The sequence below is a fragment of the Cupriavidus sp. 94F1 genome, from assembly GCF_057798875.1.
This window is the reverse complement of the sequence record NZ_JBYOJT010000008.1, coordinates 1-15,047: the sequence shown is the minus strand read 5'-3', so window position 1 is coordinate 15,047 and position 15,047 is coordinate 1. Positions and strand designations below refer to the sequence as shown.

Below are 15,047 nucleotides of genomic sequence, written 5' to 3'. Positions count from 1 at the left end.
GCGGTTGGTCCCCGCTCGGTGTCTTGGGGTAGCGTTCCTGAGCAAGTGCGTCGATGGCAGAATGATCCGATCGCCAGTGCGCGTGACTGCCGTTTCGAGGCTCAGTGCGCCGGCGCCTGGCCCTGCAGGAACGCGCCGTGCGTACTGGCCCGGTCCGCAATGGAATGCAGCAGGATGGCCGTTGTCAGCCGTTCGCGTCTGTCATCGCTTAGTCCACTGCCCCTGCCCTGCAGTCGACTTGCCGCCGACCGGCAGACACGCACCACGCGATCCAGATCCCCTTGTTGAATGTGCCGCTGCACCACCGCCAGGAGACGGCGCACGGTGCCGCTGGTATTGGCCAACTCCTGCATGGCCAGCAAACTGTAGCCAATTGCCCAGGCGGCGATATGGCCACGAACGTCGGCTTCCCCGACGGCGCCATCGGTGCTGCCCACCGCCGTCAGGCGGTTCAACCGGTCCGCAGTCCGACCAAGCCATGCTTTGGCGCGCCATCCCCTGCGGCGGTCGGCGATCTGGATCAGGTCCTGGTAGGCGGCACGCCGTAGCCGCCGTCGCACGGCATCCGGGTCCGCGGGCAACAGGATCGAGAACGCGGCGGCGCCAAAGGCAATGCCGATCAGGGTGGCGACCGCCCCGTTGAGGAATGCCGCATCCGCGATACGCGCACCATTGAGCGGGGAAATGAAGTTCCAAAAGAAGACCGCCGCGCCATTGCCGATCGCGGCGATGCGCGGATTGCACATCGCCACCCCCGCGGCGACCATGCAGCACCCCACCACGCAGGCAAACGGTACGAACCCCGAGATTGCAGGCAACAACGCAAAGTTGCACAACGCCGCCACCAGCGCCGCGCACACCGCTCCTTTGAGAAAGGCAAGTGAGACACCCACGGCGTTTGGTCGGGTCGCAAACAACGCACTCACCACCCCCGAAATCGTCACGAAGCCTGCACCGGACGGCCACGCACTGAAGATCCAGAACGCCGAGGCAGCCAGCACTGCGGCGAAGGCCCGCATGCCGTTTCTCCATGCCAGGACAGCGTCGATGTGATAGGTCAGGCGCTGGCGCGACGCCCCCACCTCGGGCTGGTCGACCTGCGCGGCACGCGTCGTCACGTCCTGCAGGGCGGCCAGCAGCAGGCGGATCCGATTCAGCACCATCAGTTGCGGCGCGGCGTCGCCATCGGTCCGCGAGCCCTCGCGCTGCAGCGCCTGGTCAACCCGCCACTGCATTGCGGCAATGTCCGTCTGCAGGCCATCCGGCGCCTTGGTCACGCGATCGAGCAGACACGCGGTGTCCTCCACCAGCCCGTTGTCGATCTCGGGATGCCGAGCCAACTGCTCGCCCAGCGTCTGCGCAGCGGCCAATTGCGCGAGCACGGACACGGCCAGCTCGCGGAAGTGCCCGAGCTTTCGCCTGGCCGTGGACGACGCCGCCGCGGAGAACTCCGCTGCGGTATCGAGCACCATCGCCCCGGCAAAGAGCCGGTGCATCGCCTCGCCATCCTGATCCCGGCGCAGCAATCTGGCACACATGCCGGAGGCTTGCGCCACGTAGCGGTCAAACCGGTTGCGCAGGTCGCGATCCGGCTCACCAATCGCGAAGCAACTGGTCAGCGCCGCCTCCACCACAATGCCCAGAATGATGTACAGGCACCGGGCGACGGCGATATCGAATGCGTGCAGTGGCGCAGTGCCAGCACCCATTCCAACGATAGCGGCTGTGTAGCCGGCAAGCACGCCGGCATAGGACCGGAAGTTCCGCAGGGAGGTCGCCACGGCGGTGCAGATGCCAATCCACGCTGCCAGCGTCAGCAGGAACAACTCAGGCGTCTGCGCGAAGAGCGCGGTGAGTGCAACCGCCACCACGGCCCCGATTACCGTCCCGACGATCCGGTACTGGCTTTTCGAGAGTGTCATGCCCCGATGGGGCTGCGCCACGATCCATACGGTCATCGCCGCCCACTTCGGATCGTCCAGGTTCATCAGGAAGGCGATGTAAAGCGCGATCAGCGAGGCTGCCGTGGTACGGATGGCAAATATCCACCCGGACCATGCAGGGTCCGACGGCAAGCGGGCCAGCGCCTTCAGGTCGAGGGATATTAATCGTGGAACATTCATCACGGATTCAGAAGTAGTGCGGCCAGGCGTACATGCCGCATATCCTCGCGTTCATGCCGCCCGGACCTCACGATTGCCGGCGCGAGCAACAGGGTGTTCGATTGGGGTGACGTCAGAGCCGGCTGGATTGTGGACCGGCATGGCAAAGGCGTTGCGACGGATGTCTTCAATTTTCACTGTGCGTTCCTCTTGCAATGTGAAGGGTTCGATCGCGCGACAGGGTCATCAAACGCCGTCGACGCCTTCGCGTGAAGGCGTCGGCAGGAAGACCCATCGCGGACACAGGTCGTGCTGGCGGGCAGCAGCAATCTAGTGGGGCATCCTAGGGTTTTTCCCGGGAATGCGACATGGGGTTGGCGACAAGAAGCCATTGCTATTTTTGGAAACGCCGAACAATTAATCCAGAATTCGTGCCTCATGTTCGCCAGGATCGGTTTGGCGTCCGAACCGAGTACGCGGTGATGTCCACGCTCTGGACCGGCCGGGGCGACACGGCGGCGCAACTGTGCAGGGAGGGGCATCGCATCGTGCGAAACCTGAATGGCTGCACGGTATCCGCAACCGGCATAAGAAAAACGGCGTCAACGTTTGGGTTGACGCCGTTCCTATTTCTGCAATCGGTATTGCACTCAGGCGCCGTCGGTGTACGGATCGCGTTACGCGGTGAATGCCCTTCAGCCTCAAAGGCCCACCCAAGTTTGACGAAAGAGGATAGTTCGCTTTACTAGCAATTAGCTCGCTGCTGCCCGAGGTGCTTTTGTAGACCCCCGCACCACAAGTTCTGGACGCAGTTCGATCACGACACTGGCCGTCAGCGGTCTGGCGATCCGCCGAAGTAGCAATTCTGCCGCCTGCTCACCCATGTCATGCACTGGAATACGGACGGTAGTGAGTGGAGGCGTCAGCGCATCGACGAAAGGCATGTCGTTGTGGCCGACGATCGATACGTCGTCCGGACAGCGGATACCCTGCTCTCGCAGGTAGTCGTAGCAACCCATGGCAACGAGGTCATTGCCAGCGGCGATAGCGGTCAAGCCGGGCAGCGCATCGAACAACTGGGCGCAAGCCTTGCGACCCGCTTCGCGCGCATAGCTTTCGGCCTCAACCACACCATATTCGCTACGCCGGAGTCGATGGTGCTTGACCGCTCGCAGGAAACCCTCGCGGCGCGACTCGCCGGTGGAAGTACTAGCCGGACCAGCGATGTGCCCAATGCAGCGATGGCCAAGCGAGACCAGGTGATCGACCGTCAACGCCATTGCGAGCGCACTGTCACTGACCACGCACGAGGCGCGGCCCGTGTGTTCGCCGCGATTCACCATGACCACGGGGATGCCCACCTTCACGCAGTACTCAAGCAAAGGGTCGTCGCGCTCGGCGGTTGCCAGGATCAGCCCCTCCACCTGGCGCGCCAACAACTGGTCGACCACAAAGCGCTGCCGCGTGCGCTCGATGCCGGCATTTACCACGATCGGCACATAGCCCATCCGGGCCAGCACCGACTCGATGCCCGCCAGGATGGGCGGAAACACCGGATTGGCGATATCGGGCAGAATCACGCCAACCATCCCCGAGCGCTGCGTGCGCAGTCCCGCGGCAATGCGGTTCGGGCGGAAGCCGCGCGCCTCGGCCAACTTGAGGATGCGCGTCGCCACCTCTTCGCCGACGAGGTGACGCGTCGCGGGATTCATCACCCGCGACACCGTGGAGTAATGCACATCCACCTCTGCGGCAAGGTCTTTGATAGTCACGCGCTTTCTATCGGACATGGAACGGCGGACGCCAGGCTGGATCATTGAGATGCGCCATTCTAGCGTCTGCCGGCAGGCTTACGTCACTCTCCCGCGCGCACCCCGGATTGCCTGACCACCGGAGCCAGCCTGACGACCTCGGCCTGGATATAGCTGGCAAATTCCTGCGGGGTGCTGGCCCGTGGCTCCGCACCCTGCGCGGCCAGCCGCTCCCGCACGTCGGGAGCGGCTAGCGCCTTGCCAATTTCGGCATTGAGGGCGTTGACGATCTCCTTCGGGGTCGACGCCGGCGCCAGCACGCCGAACCACGAGTCGAAGGCGTAGTCAGGCAGCCCCGATTCCGCCACGGTGGGGATATCGGGCAGCACACCAGCGCGCTTGGCCGTGGTGACGGCCAGTGCGCGGAGCTTGCCTTGCCTGACAAACGGCATCGCCGACACGCTGGGCGCAAACATCATGTCGCCCCGCCCGGCCATCACATCGGTCAAGGCCTCGCCAGTTCCCTTGTACGGGATATGCACAATGTCGATCTTTGCCTGCATCTTGAACATCTCGCCGCTCAGGTGCGTGGAGCTGCCCGACCCGGCAGAATCGAAGTTCAAGGCGCCTGGCCTGGCCTTGGCCGCCGCAACGATGTCGCGCACCGACCTGTACGGACTGGCAGCATTGACCACCAGCACGTTCGGTACCGAAGCCACCAGCGATACCGGGGCAAAGTCCTTCAGCGTGTCATAGCTCAGCTTCGGGTACAAGGTGGCATTGATGGCATGCCCCACGGACACCAGGACAAGCGTATAGCCATCAGGTACAGCCTTTGCCACCGTGGTGGCACCCAGCGTGCCGCCTGCGCCCGGCCGGTTATCGACCACGACCTGCCATGGGCCGGACTCGCCCATCTTGGCGCCGATGATGCGCGCCAGGATATCGGTGGCGCTACCAGCCGAAAACGGCACGACCAGACGGATCGGCTTGGCCGGAAACTGCGATTGGGCGCTCGTCTGCATCGGCATGGCGGCAGCCACCGCGAGCGCCAGTGCGGCAATGGGGCGAACGGCAACGGTGCTGAAAAACTGTCGAATCATGATGGTCTCCTCGCAACAATGTCCGGGCCAGCGTCAGAAAAAATGCCGCATGCCAAGCGCAAAGGTTTGCGGATCGGCACCGGCGCTGACGCCAAGCTCGTTGATGGCAAAGTCGTAGATCGCGTTCTTCCTGTTGTTGATACGGCTGTAGTACGCGTAAAGCGTCGTGCGTTTGGACAACGGGTAGTCGTACCCCACGGTGAACTGCGTGGCACCGGTTTCCGGGCCGCTCCGGAAGAAGCCGATGGTGTCCGTGGACGATCCAGTGCCGTTGGGCGCGAACGCAACGCCCACGCGCACGCTGCCCGGCCCCAGCTTCTGCACCAGCGACGCGTAGTAGCCGTTGCGCTGCAGGTCCCCCGTGTCGGTACGGTAGTGCAGGTGTTCGTAGACCGCCGCCAGACGGGTGCCGGGAAGTAACTGGTAAGCCAGTGCCACCTTCAGTGCGTTGTCGTTGCGCCCGGCAGCTTGATAGTGCTGGTGCATTTCGTAGGCGAACGTTGCACTGAGCGGCCCCTGGTCGTAAACCAGCGCAGCCGAATAGAGCGCGGGATTGCGCAGAACGGCGTTCTTTTCCTCCGGCAGCCCCCAGCCCAGCCACAGGCTGGCACCCCAGAACTGCGGCGACCGGTACTGCACGATGTTCTTCTGGCGGCGGTCGAAGGAACTTGTGTCCTGCACGTTGTCCGAGCTGGACGTCGACCCGTTGCCGATTAGCGCCATGTAGCCGGCAGTGGTCGGGTAGTAGGGGTCGTAGCCCGCCGTCGATTCGGTATAGGGCGTCTGCCAGTGCCCCATGAATACCAGGCCGTAGTCTCCCTGCAGGCCGACCCGCGAATTGCGGCCGGCGATTTGCCCCTGCCCGGTATCCAGCGAAACGTTGCTTTCGATCTGCCAGACGGCCTTGAGCGAGCCGCCCAAGCCCTCTTCTCCCCGAAAGCCGAACACCGACCGGTTGTTAGTCACCCGCGCCGTGCTGCCAAGCCTGGTGCCATCGGTGGCCGTGCTGGCGCGCGAATATTCGAAAGCCGTGTTGAGCCGTCCGTAGATCGTCACGCCATCTTCGGCCATTGCGGGGGCGGTTGTCCCGGCAGTTATGCCGGCGGACACCAGTACCAGGGCTGGCGGGACCATGCGGTGTCGCCTGAAGGTCTTTCGCATCGTGGGGGTCTCCTCCTCGTTGTTATGGATGCTTTGCAAACGTTTGCAAAACCGGATCAAAAAATTACGGTGCCACGGGCGGGGGATACGGCATGGCCAGCAGCAGCATGGCCGGAAGATTGGATGGATTACTGACTTGGCGGGCTTCTCCGGGCGCCAGCCGCACGGAATCGAAGCGCCGCAGGGTGACGCTCTCCGACGGGGTCCGGATGCAGACCTCGCCCTGCAGCACGACGTAGTGCTTTTCGACGAGTGACGCGTCCAGCGACGTGTGACCACCTGGCAGGATCACCGAGACGCCCAGCCACAGGGCTTCGGAAGGACCCGCCTCGTGCCCCTGGAGGCGCAGGCAGTGCATGCCCTCGTGGTTGGCCGGGTAGTAGGCCGGCGCCTGGTCGAATCGGGTCGTATTCATGGCGTCAGCACCACGCGTTCGGTGGCGCCCTGCAGCACGGCGCGGTAGGCGTCCTTGGCGTTGGCCAGCGTGTACGTATAGTCAGGCAACACCGGGAACGGCTTGAGCTGGCCGGCGGCGAACATCGGCGCGAGCGCATCCAGGATCGCGGCACAGGCCTGGCTGTCCATCGCCAGGGTGTCGACGCCCACGTAGGTGTGCTGGCCGCGGTAGAACGCAAAGATGTCGAACGGCACCGGCTTCTCGATGGTCGAGATGAAGATCTGCGTGGCGCCGATGGCCATGGCAAGGTTGGCCTGCTCGAAATACGGGCTGCCTACGGTGTTATAGACGATATCGGCGCCATGGCCTCCGGTCTCGTCCCGAACCACCGTGGAAATGGTTTCGCGGCTAGCATCGATCATGCGCACCGGGCCGCTGGCGTGACCGCGATACGGTTCCGATCCGCGCTCCACGGCGAAGACGCGCGCGCCCAACGCGGTGGCAATCTGGATCGTCGCCTGCCCTACCTTGCCATTGCCGCCGCCCACCAGCACCACATCGCCCGCCTTGGGCATGCCAGCGCGCCGCAGGCCTTCATATGCCGTGATGAAGGGTACGCCCACCGCGCCGGCTTCGATCAGCGACACCGCTGGCGGCTTGGCACGAACTGCCTCCACACCGATGCGCAAGTACTTGGCATGCGTGCCATCGCGACGGATACCGAGCTCGCCGCCACTGCCCCAAACCTGTTGCCCGAGCCATTGGCTCGGTCCGTCGACGACCACGCCGGCATAGTCGCGGCCCGGCGTGCGCGGCCACACGGCATGCGGCATCAGGCCAAGCGTGGCTTTCACGTCGCTGGGATTCACCCCCGCGCTGGCCACTTCAACAATGCACTGGCCGACGCCGGCCTCCGGGCGTGGCATGCCAATCAGCGACAGTTCCAGCGCGTCGATGGTCGGGGCTTTCTGGTGAACCTGAATGGTATTCATGATAAATGTCGTGACAATAGAAAATTGAATACGGAAGGGCTCAGGCCTCAGGCTTCACGCAGGCCAAGCTGCGCACGGGCGTCGGACGCGGACGCGATTTCGCCGCCCAGCGACTTGACGATGTCGCGCGCCTTGGCCACCAGCGCGGCGTTGCTTGGTGCCAGCACGCCCTTTTCCAGATAGATGTTGTCTTCCAGGCCAACGCGGACGTGGCCACCCGCCAGCCACGCCTGCGCGACGATCGGGAATTCCGCGCGGCCAATACCGAACGCAGACCATTGCGCGCCGGTCGGCAGCATGTTGCGGGCATAGAAGATCGTCTCCGGCGTGGCGGCAAAGCCGTACTTCACGCCCAGCACGAAGGTCCAGAGGCCGGGGCCGTCCAGCACGCCGTCGCGCATGAAGTCGAGCGCCATGTTCAGGTCTCCGGAGTCGAAAATCTCCAGTTCGGGCATGACACCTGCGCTGCGGATCACCTCGGCCATCTTGCGTACGTTCGTGGGCGTGTTGATGACCACGTCTGCACCCGAATTCATGGTGTTGAGGTCCAGCGAGCAGACGTCCGGCCGCAAGGCGGCAATATGCGCCACGCGCTTGAGCGGATGCAGCAGCGTGGTGCCGAGCGCGGCCACGCGCGGCTCGTTCTCGTCGGGCACGAAGCGCCCACCCGGCCCGGTGGTGAGGTTGATGATCAGGCTGCGATTGCGGACGCGGATGCGGTCGATGACGTCGGCGTAGTAGTCGAGTTCCATCGACGGCCGCCCGGTGGCCGGATCGCGCACGTGAATGTGCGCGGCAGCGGCACCGGCTTCCGCGGCTTCGAGCGCGGCTTCCGCAATCTGCGCCGGTGTCACCGGCAGCCCGGGGTGCTGTTCTGGGGTGACGATATTGCCGGTCACCGCGCAGGTGATGATGGTCTTTCTGGCGTGCATGGATGATTGGAAAAAGGAAAACACGTAAGGAAAAAAGATCAGCCGAGCTGGCGTCCGCCATCGACCACAATGGTGGTGCCGGTGGCAAACCGCAGCGACGTGGCGCACGCGACGATGGCGTCCGCCACGTCCTGCGCATGCCCGATGCGCCGCAGCGGCGTGGTCTTGGCGGCCCGATCGTTAAACGAGCTGTCGCGACCCGGCACGAAGCCCGTGTCGACCACGCCCGGCGACACATTGAGCACGCGAATCTCGGGGGCCAGCGCCCGGCCCAGCGACATCGCCATCACGTCGAGGCCGGCCTTGGCGGCGCAGTAGGCCACGTTGCTGCCCTGCCCCGTACGCCCCGCAATCGATCCGACGTTGACAACCAGCCCTTCGCCGCCGGCCCGCAATGCCGGCGCGAAGGCCCGGATTGCCGCGAACTGGCCGCGCCAGTTGACCGCGAACAGTTGGTCGATCAGGGCGTCGTCCAGCGCATCGAGATCGGCGTGGGGAATGGCGCGCGTGAAGCCCGACGTGTTAACGAGGATGTCCACGCGGCCGTAGTGGTGCAGCACATCGGCGGCCAGCGCCTGCAGCGAGGCGCTATCGGCCACTTCGGCACGCGCGGCCATATGATTGCCAGCCGGGAGGTCTTCGACCGTCTTTGCCGTGCGTTCGGCGTCACGCCCGGTCAGTACGACGCTGGCGCCCACGTTGGCCAGCGCGCGGCCAGCAGCAAAGCCAATGCCGCCGGTTCCTCCGATGATGACGGCAACCTTGCCAGAGAGATTGGAAATAGTCATGGTTTGGGATAGTGAGTGGCCGAGATGGCCCCATTTGTGAGTTGGTGGGGATGATTCAGTCAATGGGAGGTGTGGGAAACGTCTGCTCGCCCGGTTCGAGCGTAAAGTCGAACTGCAGCGTGTAGAACGGGGCCGGCAGCCCTCCCCATGGACTCAAGCCTGTTTCCACCAGCCTGAAGGCGCCGACCAACTGGCGATGGACGCCGAACGTAACGTCGGTTTCCAGGATGTCGGAGTCGTCGGCGAAGACCTGTGTCACTAGGGTGCGGTATCCAGGTGCAGCGACGATGAAATGGATATGCGCGGGGCGATATGGATGGCGCTTCTGGGCGGCAAGCAGTGTGCCGACGGGCCCATCGGTAGGAACCGGGTAGCCTGCCGGGCGGACAGTTCGGAAATGATAGTTGCCGCTGGCGTCCGTATGAAACACGCCCCGCAAGTTGCGGTCGGGCTGCTGGGGATCCTGGTTGTCATAAAGGCCGACAGGCGAGGCTTGCCAGACCTCCACCATCGCTCCGGCCAGCGTCGAGCCATCCGTCGCGCGCACCTTACCGCTGACGAACAGCGGTAAGCCGGGAGGATCGTCCTGGACAACGCAGTCGCCGCAGTCGTAGCGCGGGGCATTGGCACGATAGAACGGTCCCAGCAATGCACCGGGGGTACGACCATCGTGGGTGCTGTTGTTAATGGTGGTGACCAGAGTCGACAAGCCGAGCACATCGGCGGCCAGCACTACCTCATTGTTTGTCGCATGGGTGGATTGGCCCAATGCGGCAACGAATGCGAGCGCTCGTTCGAACTCCTCGTCGGAGGGCCGAACCTCGCGCAAAAAGGCGTGCAAATGCGATACCAACGCGGCCATCACTCTACGCAGACGCGGGTCTTCTGTCCCTGCCATAGCCTCCAGAACGACCTTTGTCACGGAATCCTCTCCCTCGATTAGCGCAACCGTACGCAAGGACTCTGCCTTCGTAGCGAGGTGATGTGTCTCCATACCGTCTCCCGTTTATGCAAACGTTTGCATTATGGTCGAATTCGGTCTGAGGGCAAGGGGGACAACCGCAGGAGCATGTGGCGAGCCATCCGATTCAGGATGACAGTTCATGGAAATCAAACACTTACGGGAGCATCCGGACAATCCCTAGTGCTGATCGAGGTCTCGGCAGGATTACGCCAGTCACGCGGACCGTTGTTCGAAAGCTGAAGAGAAAAGTGTGTCATGCCGATAACCGCGACCTGCTAGCTGACGATCCGGCGTGCCGCAGCCTGTCGGAGGTTGTTACACCCCCTTAGGCGGCCATATTCATCAAGGGCCCACGGGGCGCGCGGCACAAAGTCGCTGGCGGCGCAGCCAATCTCGAGCGGCCATCGGCCAGCAGTGTGGCACTGGCCCGGTATGGCGTCCAAGATGCCGGTGGCCATGTCCCAGCACGCCCCCTGAGGTTCCCCTTGGAAAGACGTGAGCAAGGGTAAACACTACCGTTCCGGAGCTTGGCTGCGTCCCTCTTCCGAACTACATTTATCACACGATCACTAATCGATCGATAATTTGTTGGAGACAGCATGGCGATCACCAAGCTCGCACACTATTCAATCCGCACGGCGGACCTCGAACGGTCGTGCGCATTCTACGAACGCATTCTCGGGTTCCGGCGTGGGTACCGGCCGCCGTTCGACTTCCCCGGCGCCTGGCTCTACATGGGCGACGACGAACGGGACTTCGGCACCGTGCACATCATCGGCATCGACCCGAGCAATCCGGCGGGGCTGACTGCCTATCTCGGCGACAAGGCGTTGCCGGAAGCCGGCACGGGCACCGTCGACCATATTGCCTTCCTGGCGACTGGCGTCACTGCCATGTGGCAGACGCTACGCGCCGAGGGCATCGCCTGGCGCGACCGCACCGTCCCCAGCCTGGGCTTGCACCAGGTATTCATCGAAGACCCGTCCGGCGTCACCATCGAACTCAACTACCCCGCCGAAGAAGTGGCAGGCCTGGCACTGCCGCAGCAATCGCAAGCCGAAGCAGGAGCCACAGCATGACGCCCATCCCATCATCCCCACGCAAGGCCATCATCATCGGCGGCTCCGTAGGCGGGCTGTTTGCCGCCAACCTTTTGACACGGGCTGGCTGGGAAGTCGAGATTTTCGAGCGCACGCCCGAAGCGCTGACCGGTCGTGGGGCCGGCATCGTCACGCACCCGGAACTGTTCGAAGCTTTGGCCGCTGCCGGCGTGACCGTCGACGACAGCATCGGCGTCTCGGTCAATACCCGCGTGACGCTGGCTCGCGATGGTAGTGCGGTTTCGGATCGTGAGCTGCCCCAGACGCTGACCGCCTGGGGCAAGATGTACGAGGTACTGGGTAAGGCGTTTCCGGATCTCTATCGCACCGGCGCGCATGTCACGGCGGTGGCATCGCACACCGGCCATGCGGAAGTCACGCTGCAGGATGGCTCGATACACCGCGCCGACATGGTGATCGCCGCCGATGGCTTCCGGTCCACTATCCGGGAACAACTGCTGCCGGCCGCTCAGCTGGAATACGCAGGCTATATCGCCTGGCGCGGACTGGTCGACGAGACCGACCTGACACCGGCGACGCACGCCGCGATATTCGACAAGTTCGCGTTCTGCCTGCCGCCGCATGAACAGATTCTCGGCTACCCGGTGGCTGGCGAGCGCAACAGCACCACGCTGGGCCAGCGACGGTTCAACTTCGTGTGGTACCGCGCCACCAGTGCCAACCAGTTAGCCGATCTGCTCACAGATGCCAACGGCAAATGCTGGTCCACCGGCATTCCTCCGGGCCTGATCCGTCCCGAGGTCATCGCCGACATGGAAAGCGCAGCGACTGACCTCCTAGCGCCCCAGTTTGCCGAAGTGGTGAGGCGGACTGCACACCCGCTGTTCCAGCCGATCTATGACCTCACCGTTTCGCAAATGGCGTTTGGTCGCGTGGCCCTGCTGGGTGACGCCGCCTTCGTGGCGCGGCCCCATTGCGGGATGGGCGTCACCAAGGCGGCCGGCGATGCGATGGCGCTCGCGCGCGCGCTGTCGGACGCGCCGACCATCGAGGCCGGGCTCGAAGCCTACAGCGCCGAACGCGTGCAGGTGGGCCAGGCCATTGTCGAGCACGCCCGCCACCTTGGCGCCTACATGCAGGCCCAACTGAAGAGCGACGAAGACCGCGCCATGGCCGAACGCTACCGAACCCCGGAAGCGGTCATGCGCGAGACCGCCGTGTCGCGCCGGTTCTGACCGCCAAGGACAACAACACAAGGAGACAACCATGCCTCAAGCCGCCCCACAGACCGCGCCCCCCGTCGCGCCTTACAACACCCATGAAGACCCGGAGGCCATCGACGCCCCGCTGGCACCGCATCCAATGTTGGGCCGCGCCGATTTCGAGCGACTGCACCGCACCCGGCGGCGCTTCTCGTGGTCACTGACCGCCGCGATGCTGCTGGTGTACTTCGGCTTCATCCTGACGCTGGCCTTCCGTCCCGACCTGCTCGCCATGCGGCTGGTACCGGACCAGCCGATGAGCATCGGCATTCCCGTCGGTTTCGGCATGTTCGCGTTCACCTTCGCGCTCGTCGCCATCTACGTGTATCGCACCAACACGGTCTACGACCGGATGATCGCGGACATCCGCGACGGAGAGCCGTCATGAATCGCACGCGCGCCTCTTTTGCCTTCTGCGCCGTACTGACGGTTGCCACGCCCGCCCTGGCTGCCACGCCGCCGGTGGGCCAGGGCCTGAACGGCATCGCCATCGCCATGTTCGTCGTCTTCGTGGTGGCCACGCTGGCCATCACTCGCTGGGCGGCCCGTCGTAACAACAGCGTGGCCGACCACTATGCCGCCGGCGGCAAGATCACCGCCATGCAGAACGGCTGGGCGATCGCCGGCGACTACATGTCCGCCGCCTCGCTGCTAGGCATCTCGGCGCTGGTGTTTACCAGCGGCTATGACGGCCTGATCTATTCCATCGGCTTTCTGGCCAGCTGGCCCATCATCCTGTTCCTGATTGCCGAGCCCTTACGCAATCTGGGGCGCTACACGCTGGCCGACGTGCTGTCGTATCGGCTGCGGCAACGGCCGATACGTGCGTTCTCGGCGTCGAGTTCCATCGTGATCGTGCTGCTGTACCTGGTCTCGCAGATGGTCGGTGCCGGCAAGCTCGTGGAACTGCTGTTCGGCTTCAACTACACGTCGGCTGTGGTGCTGGTTGGCGTGCTGATGGTCGTCTACGTGTTCTTCGGCGGCATGCTGGCCACCACCTGGATCCAGATCATCAAGGCGGTCATGCTGCTGGCCGGCTGCGCGTTCATGGCGTTCATGGTGATGAGCCGCTTTGGCTTCAGCCTGAACAGCCTGTTCGACCATGCCATCGCCGCCCACGGGAAGCAGGAAGCCATCATGCGCCCGGGCGGTCTGGTCTCCGATCCGGTCTCGGCGGTGTCGCTCGGTCTGGCGCTGATATTCGGCACGGCGGGGTTGCCTCATATCCTGATGCGCTTCTTCACGGTCAGTAACGTCAAGGCCGCGCGCAAGAGCGTGCTGTATGCCACCGGCATCGTCGGCATGGGCTACGCAATGATCATCATCATCGGCTTCGGGACGATTGCGCTGGTCGCCAAGGATCCGCTCTATCACACGCCTTCTGGCGCGGTGATTGGCGGCATCAACATGGTGGCCGTACACCTGGCCCACGCCGTGGGCGGCAGCGTTTTCCTGGGGTTCATCTGTGCGGTGGCGTTCTCGACAATCCTCGCCGTGGTGGCGGGCCTGACGCTGGCGGGCTCCTCCGCCATCTCGCACGACCTGTATGCCACGGTGATCTGCAAGGGCCGCGCGTCGGACAAGGACGAGATGCGTGTGTCGCGCATCACCACGCTGGTACTGGGCGTGCTGTCGATCCTGCTGGGCATCCTGTTCGAGAAGCAGACCATTGCGTTCATCGTGAGCCTGACATTCTCGATTGCTGCCAGTTCCAACTTCCCCGTGCTGCTGCTGTCGATCTATTGGCGCGGCCTGACTACGCGCGGGGCGGTCATGGGCGGCATGATGGGCCTGATTACCGCCGTGGTGCTGACGATCCTGAGCCCGACGGTATGGGTGCAGGTGCTCGGGCACGCGTCGGCCATCTATCCGTACGAGTATCCGGCACTGTTCTCGATGCTGGTGGCGTTTGCAGGCATCTACGTGTTCTCGGTGACCGATCGCTCAGCGCGCGGCGCGTGGGAACGCAACGCCTACCAGAACCAGCGCGTGGACTGCGAACTCGGTATCACGGCCAAGTCCGGCCACTGACGCGTGGCTGCCGACCTCGCTTCGAGGCGGCAGCCAGCGCGCTGGGGCGTCGCCTTTTCTTATTGATCGGGTGATTGGTAGAATCGGGCCATTACCCGAACAGCAGGCCCGAGAGAGACAGCCATGGAACGAAGCGCCACCGAAGGCATCGAAAAATCCACGCGGCGCCTGCTGCCTGAGGAGCGGGAGCAGCAGATTGTCGAGAAGGCCATCGAACACTTCACGCGAAATGGCTTCGGCGGCAGCACACGTGAGCTTGCCAAGCAGATCGGCGTCACACAGCCCCTTCTCTATCGGTATTTCGCCAGCAAGGACGCGCTGATCGAGCGTGTCTACAACGAGGTTTTCCAATGGCGTCCGGACTGGGATCGCCAGATCACGGACCGCTCCCTGCCGCTGACCGAACGGCTGTACGCCTTCTATCTGGACTATTCGTCGGTGATCCTGCGCGAGGAATGGATCCGGCTCTTTATCTTCGCCGGCCTGACTCACGAAGGCATCAA

Annotated in this window: 14 protein-coding genes; 5 read left to right on the top strand and 9 right to left on the bottom strand. The window is 63.9% G+C overall.

The features are described from left to right. Positions 1–101: 101 nt before the first annotated feature. The 9 genes from AC3FJ6_RS19460 to AC3FJ6_RS19420 form a co-directional block, all read right to left on the bottom strand. Complete coding sequence (locus tag AC3FJ6_RS19460; RefSeq protein ID WP_488773341.1) at positions 102–2,123, bottom strand: FUSC family protein; 2,022 nt, start codon at positions 2,121–2,123, stop codon at positions 102–104. Between the two features lie 731 nt (positions 2,124–2,854). Further along, complete coding sequence (locus AC3FJ6_RS19455; RefSeq protein ID WP_153948871.1) at positions 2,855–3,892, bottom strand: LacI family DNA-binding transcriptional regulator; 1,038 nt, start codon at positions 3,890–3,892, stop codon at positions 2,855–2,857. Positions 3,893–3,957: 65 nt separating this feature from the next. Further along, the gene (locus AC3FJ6_RS19450; RefSeq protein WP_488773340.1) at positions 3,958–4,956 is read right to left on the bottom strand and encodes a tripartite tricarboxylate transporter substrate binding protein; all 999 of its coding nucleotides are present in this window, start codon (positions 4,954–4,956) and stop codon (positions 3,958–3,960) included. Between the two features lie 33 nt (positions 4,957–4,989). Next, complete coding sequence (locus tag AC3FJ6_RS19445; protein ID WP_488773339.1) at positions 4,990–6,090, bottom strand: porin; 1,101 nt, start codon at positions 6,088–6,090, stop codon at positions 4,990–4,992. Positions 6,091–6,181: 91 nt separating this feature from the next. After that, positions 6,182–6,532 (bottom strand): cupin domain-containing protein, encoded by a 351-nt coding sequence (locus tag AC3FJ6_RS19440; protein ID WP_153948874.1) that lies wholly within the window; start codon positions 6,530–6,532, stop codon positions 6,182–6,184. Further along, positions 6,529–7,506, bottom strand: a complete 978-nt coding sequence (locus AC3FJ6_RS19435; RefSeq protein ID WP_153948875.1) for a quinone oxidoreductase family protein — start codon at positions 7,504–7,506, stop codon at positions 6,529–6,531. Before AC3FJ6_RS19435 ends, AC3FJ6_RS19440 begins: the two co-directional genes overlap by 4 nt. 47 nt (positions 7,507–7,553) lie before the next feature. Next, positions 7,554–8,438 (bottom strand): beta-keto acid cleavage family enzyme, encoded by an 885-nt coding sequence (locus tag AC3FJ6_RS19430; RefSeq protein ID WP_488773338.1) that lies wholly within the window; start codon positions 8,436–8,438, stop codon positions 7,554–7,556. Positions 8,439–8,476: 38 nt separating this feature from the next. Further along, positions 8,477–9,226: an SDR family NAD(P)-dependent oxidoreductase gene (locus tag AC3FJ6_RS19425; protein ID WP_488773337.1), complete on the bottom strand. Its 750-nt coding sequence runs from the start codon at positions 9,224–9,226 to the stop codon at positions 8,477–8,479. A 55-nt stretch (positions 9,227–9,281) separates the two neighbouring features. Next, the gene (locus AC3FJ6_RS19420; protein WP_488773336.1) at positions 9,282–10,220 is read right to left on the bottom strand and encodes an intradiol ring-cleavage dioxygenase; all 939 of its coding nucleotides are present in this window, start codon (positions 10,218–10,220) and stop codon (positions 9,282–9,284) included. 569 nt (positions 10,221–10,789) lie between these two features. On the opposite strand from AC3FJ6_RS19420, the gene AC3FJ6_RS19415 reads away from it, so the two are divergent. From AC3FJ6_RS19415 to AC3FJ6_RS19395, 5 genes are all read left to right on the top strand, one after another. Beyond that, the gene (locus AC3FJ6_RS19415) at positions 10,790–11,269 is read left to right on the top strand and encodes a VOC family protein (protein WP_488771375.1); all 480 of its coding nucleotides are present in this window, start codon (positions 10,790–10,792) and stop codon (positions 11,267–11,269) included. Further along, entirely contained in the window at positions 11,266–12,486 is a 1,221-nt protein-coding gene (locus AC3FJ6_RS19410) for an FAD binding domain-containing protein (RefSeq protein ID WP_488771346.1), read from the top strand. The genes AC3FJ6_RS19415 and AC3FJ6_RS19410 overlap by 4 nt, the downstream gene beginning before the upstream one ends. 31 nt (positions 12,487–12,517) lie before the next feature. After that, positions 12,518–12,901, top strand: coding sequence for a DUF485 domain-containing protein (locus AC3FJ6_RS19405; RefSeq protein WP_488771345.1), 384 nt, complete (start codon positions 12,518–12,520; stop codon positions 12,899–12,901). After that, on the top strand, positions 12,898–14,544 hold the full coding sequence (actP, locus tag AC3FJ6_RS19400; RefSeq protein ID WP_488771344.1) for a cation/acetate symporter ActP: 1,647 nt from the start codon (positions 12,898–12,900) through the stop codon (positions 14,542–14,544). Before AC3FJ6_RS19405 ends, actP begins: the two co-directional genes overlap by 4 nt. Before the next feature lie 123 nt (positions 14,545–14,667). Beyond that, positions 14,668–15,047: TetR/AcrR family transcriptional regulator (locus AC3FJ6_RS19395; protein ID WP_488773335.1), on the top strand; the 380-nt coding region annotated here is incomplete at its 3' end.

Bases quoted from the DNA above. Each gene is read 5' to 3' on its own strand.
- AC3FJ6_RS19410 (WP_488771346.1), top strand. From the start codon at position 11,266: ATGACGCCCATCCCATCATCCCCACGCAAGGCCATCATCATCGGCGGC.
- AC3FJ6_RS19460 (WP_488773341.1), bottom strand. From the start codon at position 2,123: ATGAATGTTCCACGATTAATATCCCTCGACCTGAAGGCGCTGGCCCGC.
- AC3FJ6_RS19450 (WP_488773340.1), bottom strand. From the start codon at position 4,956: ATGATTCGACAGTTTTTCAGCACCGTTGCCGTTCGCCCCATTGCCGCA.
- AC3FJ6_RS19435 (WP_153948875.1), bottom strand. From the start codon at position 7,506: ATGAATACCATTCAGGTTCACCAGAAAGCCCCGACCATCGACGCGCTG.
- AC3FJ6_RS19445 (WP_488773339.1), bottom strand. From the start codon at position 6,090: ATGGTCCCGCCAGCCCTGGTACTGGTGTCCGCCGGCATAACTGCCGGG.
- AC3FJ6_RS19440 (WP_153948874.1), bottom strand. From the start codon at position 6,532: ATGAATACGACCCGATTCGACCAGGCGCCGGCCTACTACCCGGCCAAC.
- AC3FJ6_RS19425 (WP_488773337.1), bottom strand. From the start codon at position 9,226: ATGACTATTTCCAATCTCTCTGGCAAGGTTGCCGTCATCATCGGAGGA.
- AC3FJ6_RS19415 (WP_488771375.1), top strand. From the start codon at position 10,790: ATGGCGATCACCAAGCTCGCACACTATTCAATCCGCACGGCGGACCTC.
- AC3FJ6_RS19430 (WP_488773338.1), bottom strand. From the start codon at position 8,438: ATGCACGCCAGAAAGACCATCATCACCTGCGCGGTGACCGGCAATATC.
- AC3FJ6_RS19455 (WP_153948871.1), bottom strand. From the start codon at position 3,892: ATGTCCGATAGAAAGCGCGTGACTATCAAAGACCTTGCCGCAGAGGTG.
- AC3FJ6_RS19405 (WP_488771345.1), top strand. From the start codon at position 12,518: ATGCCTCAAGCCGCCCCACAGACCGCGCCCCCCGTCGCGCCTTACAAC.
- AC3FJ6_RS19420 (WP_488773336.1), bottom strand. From the start codon at position 10,220: ATGGAGACACATCACCTCGCTACGAAGGCAGAGTCCTTGCGTACGGTT.
- actP (WP_488771344.1), top strand. From the start codon at position 12,898: ATGAATCGCACGCGCGCCTCTTTTGCCTTCTGCGCCGTACTGACGGTT.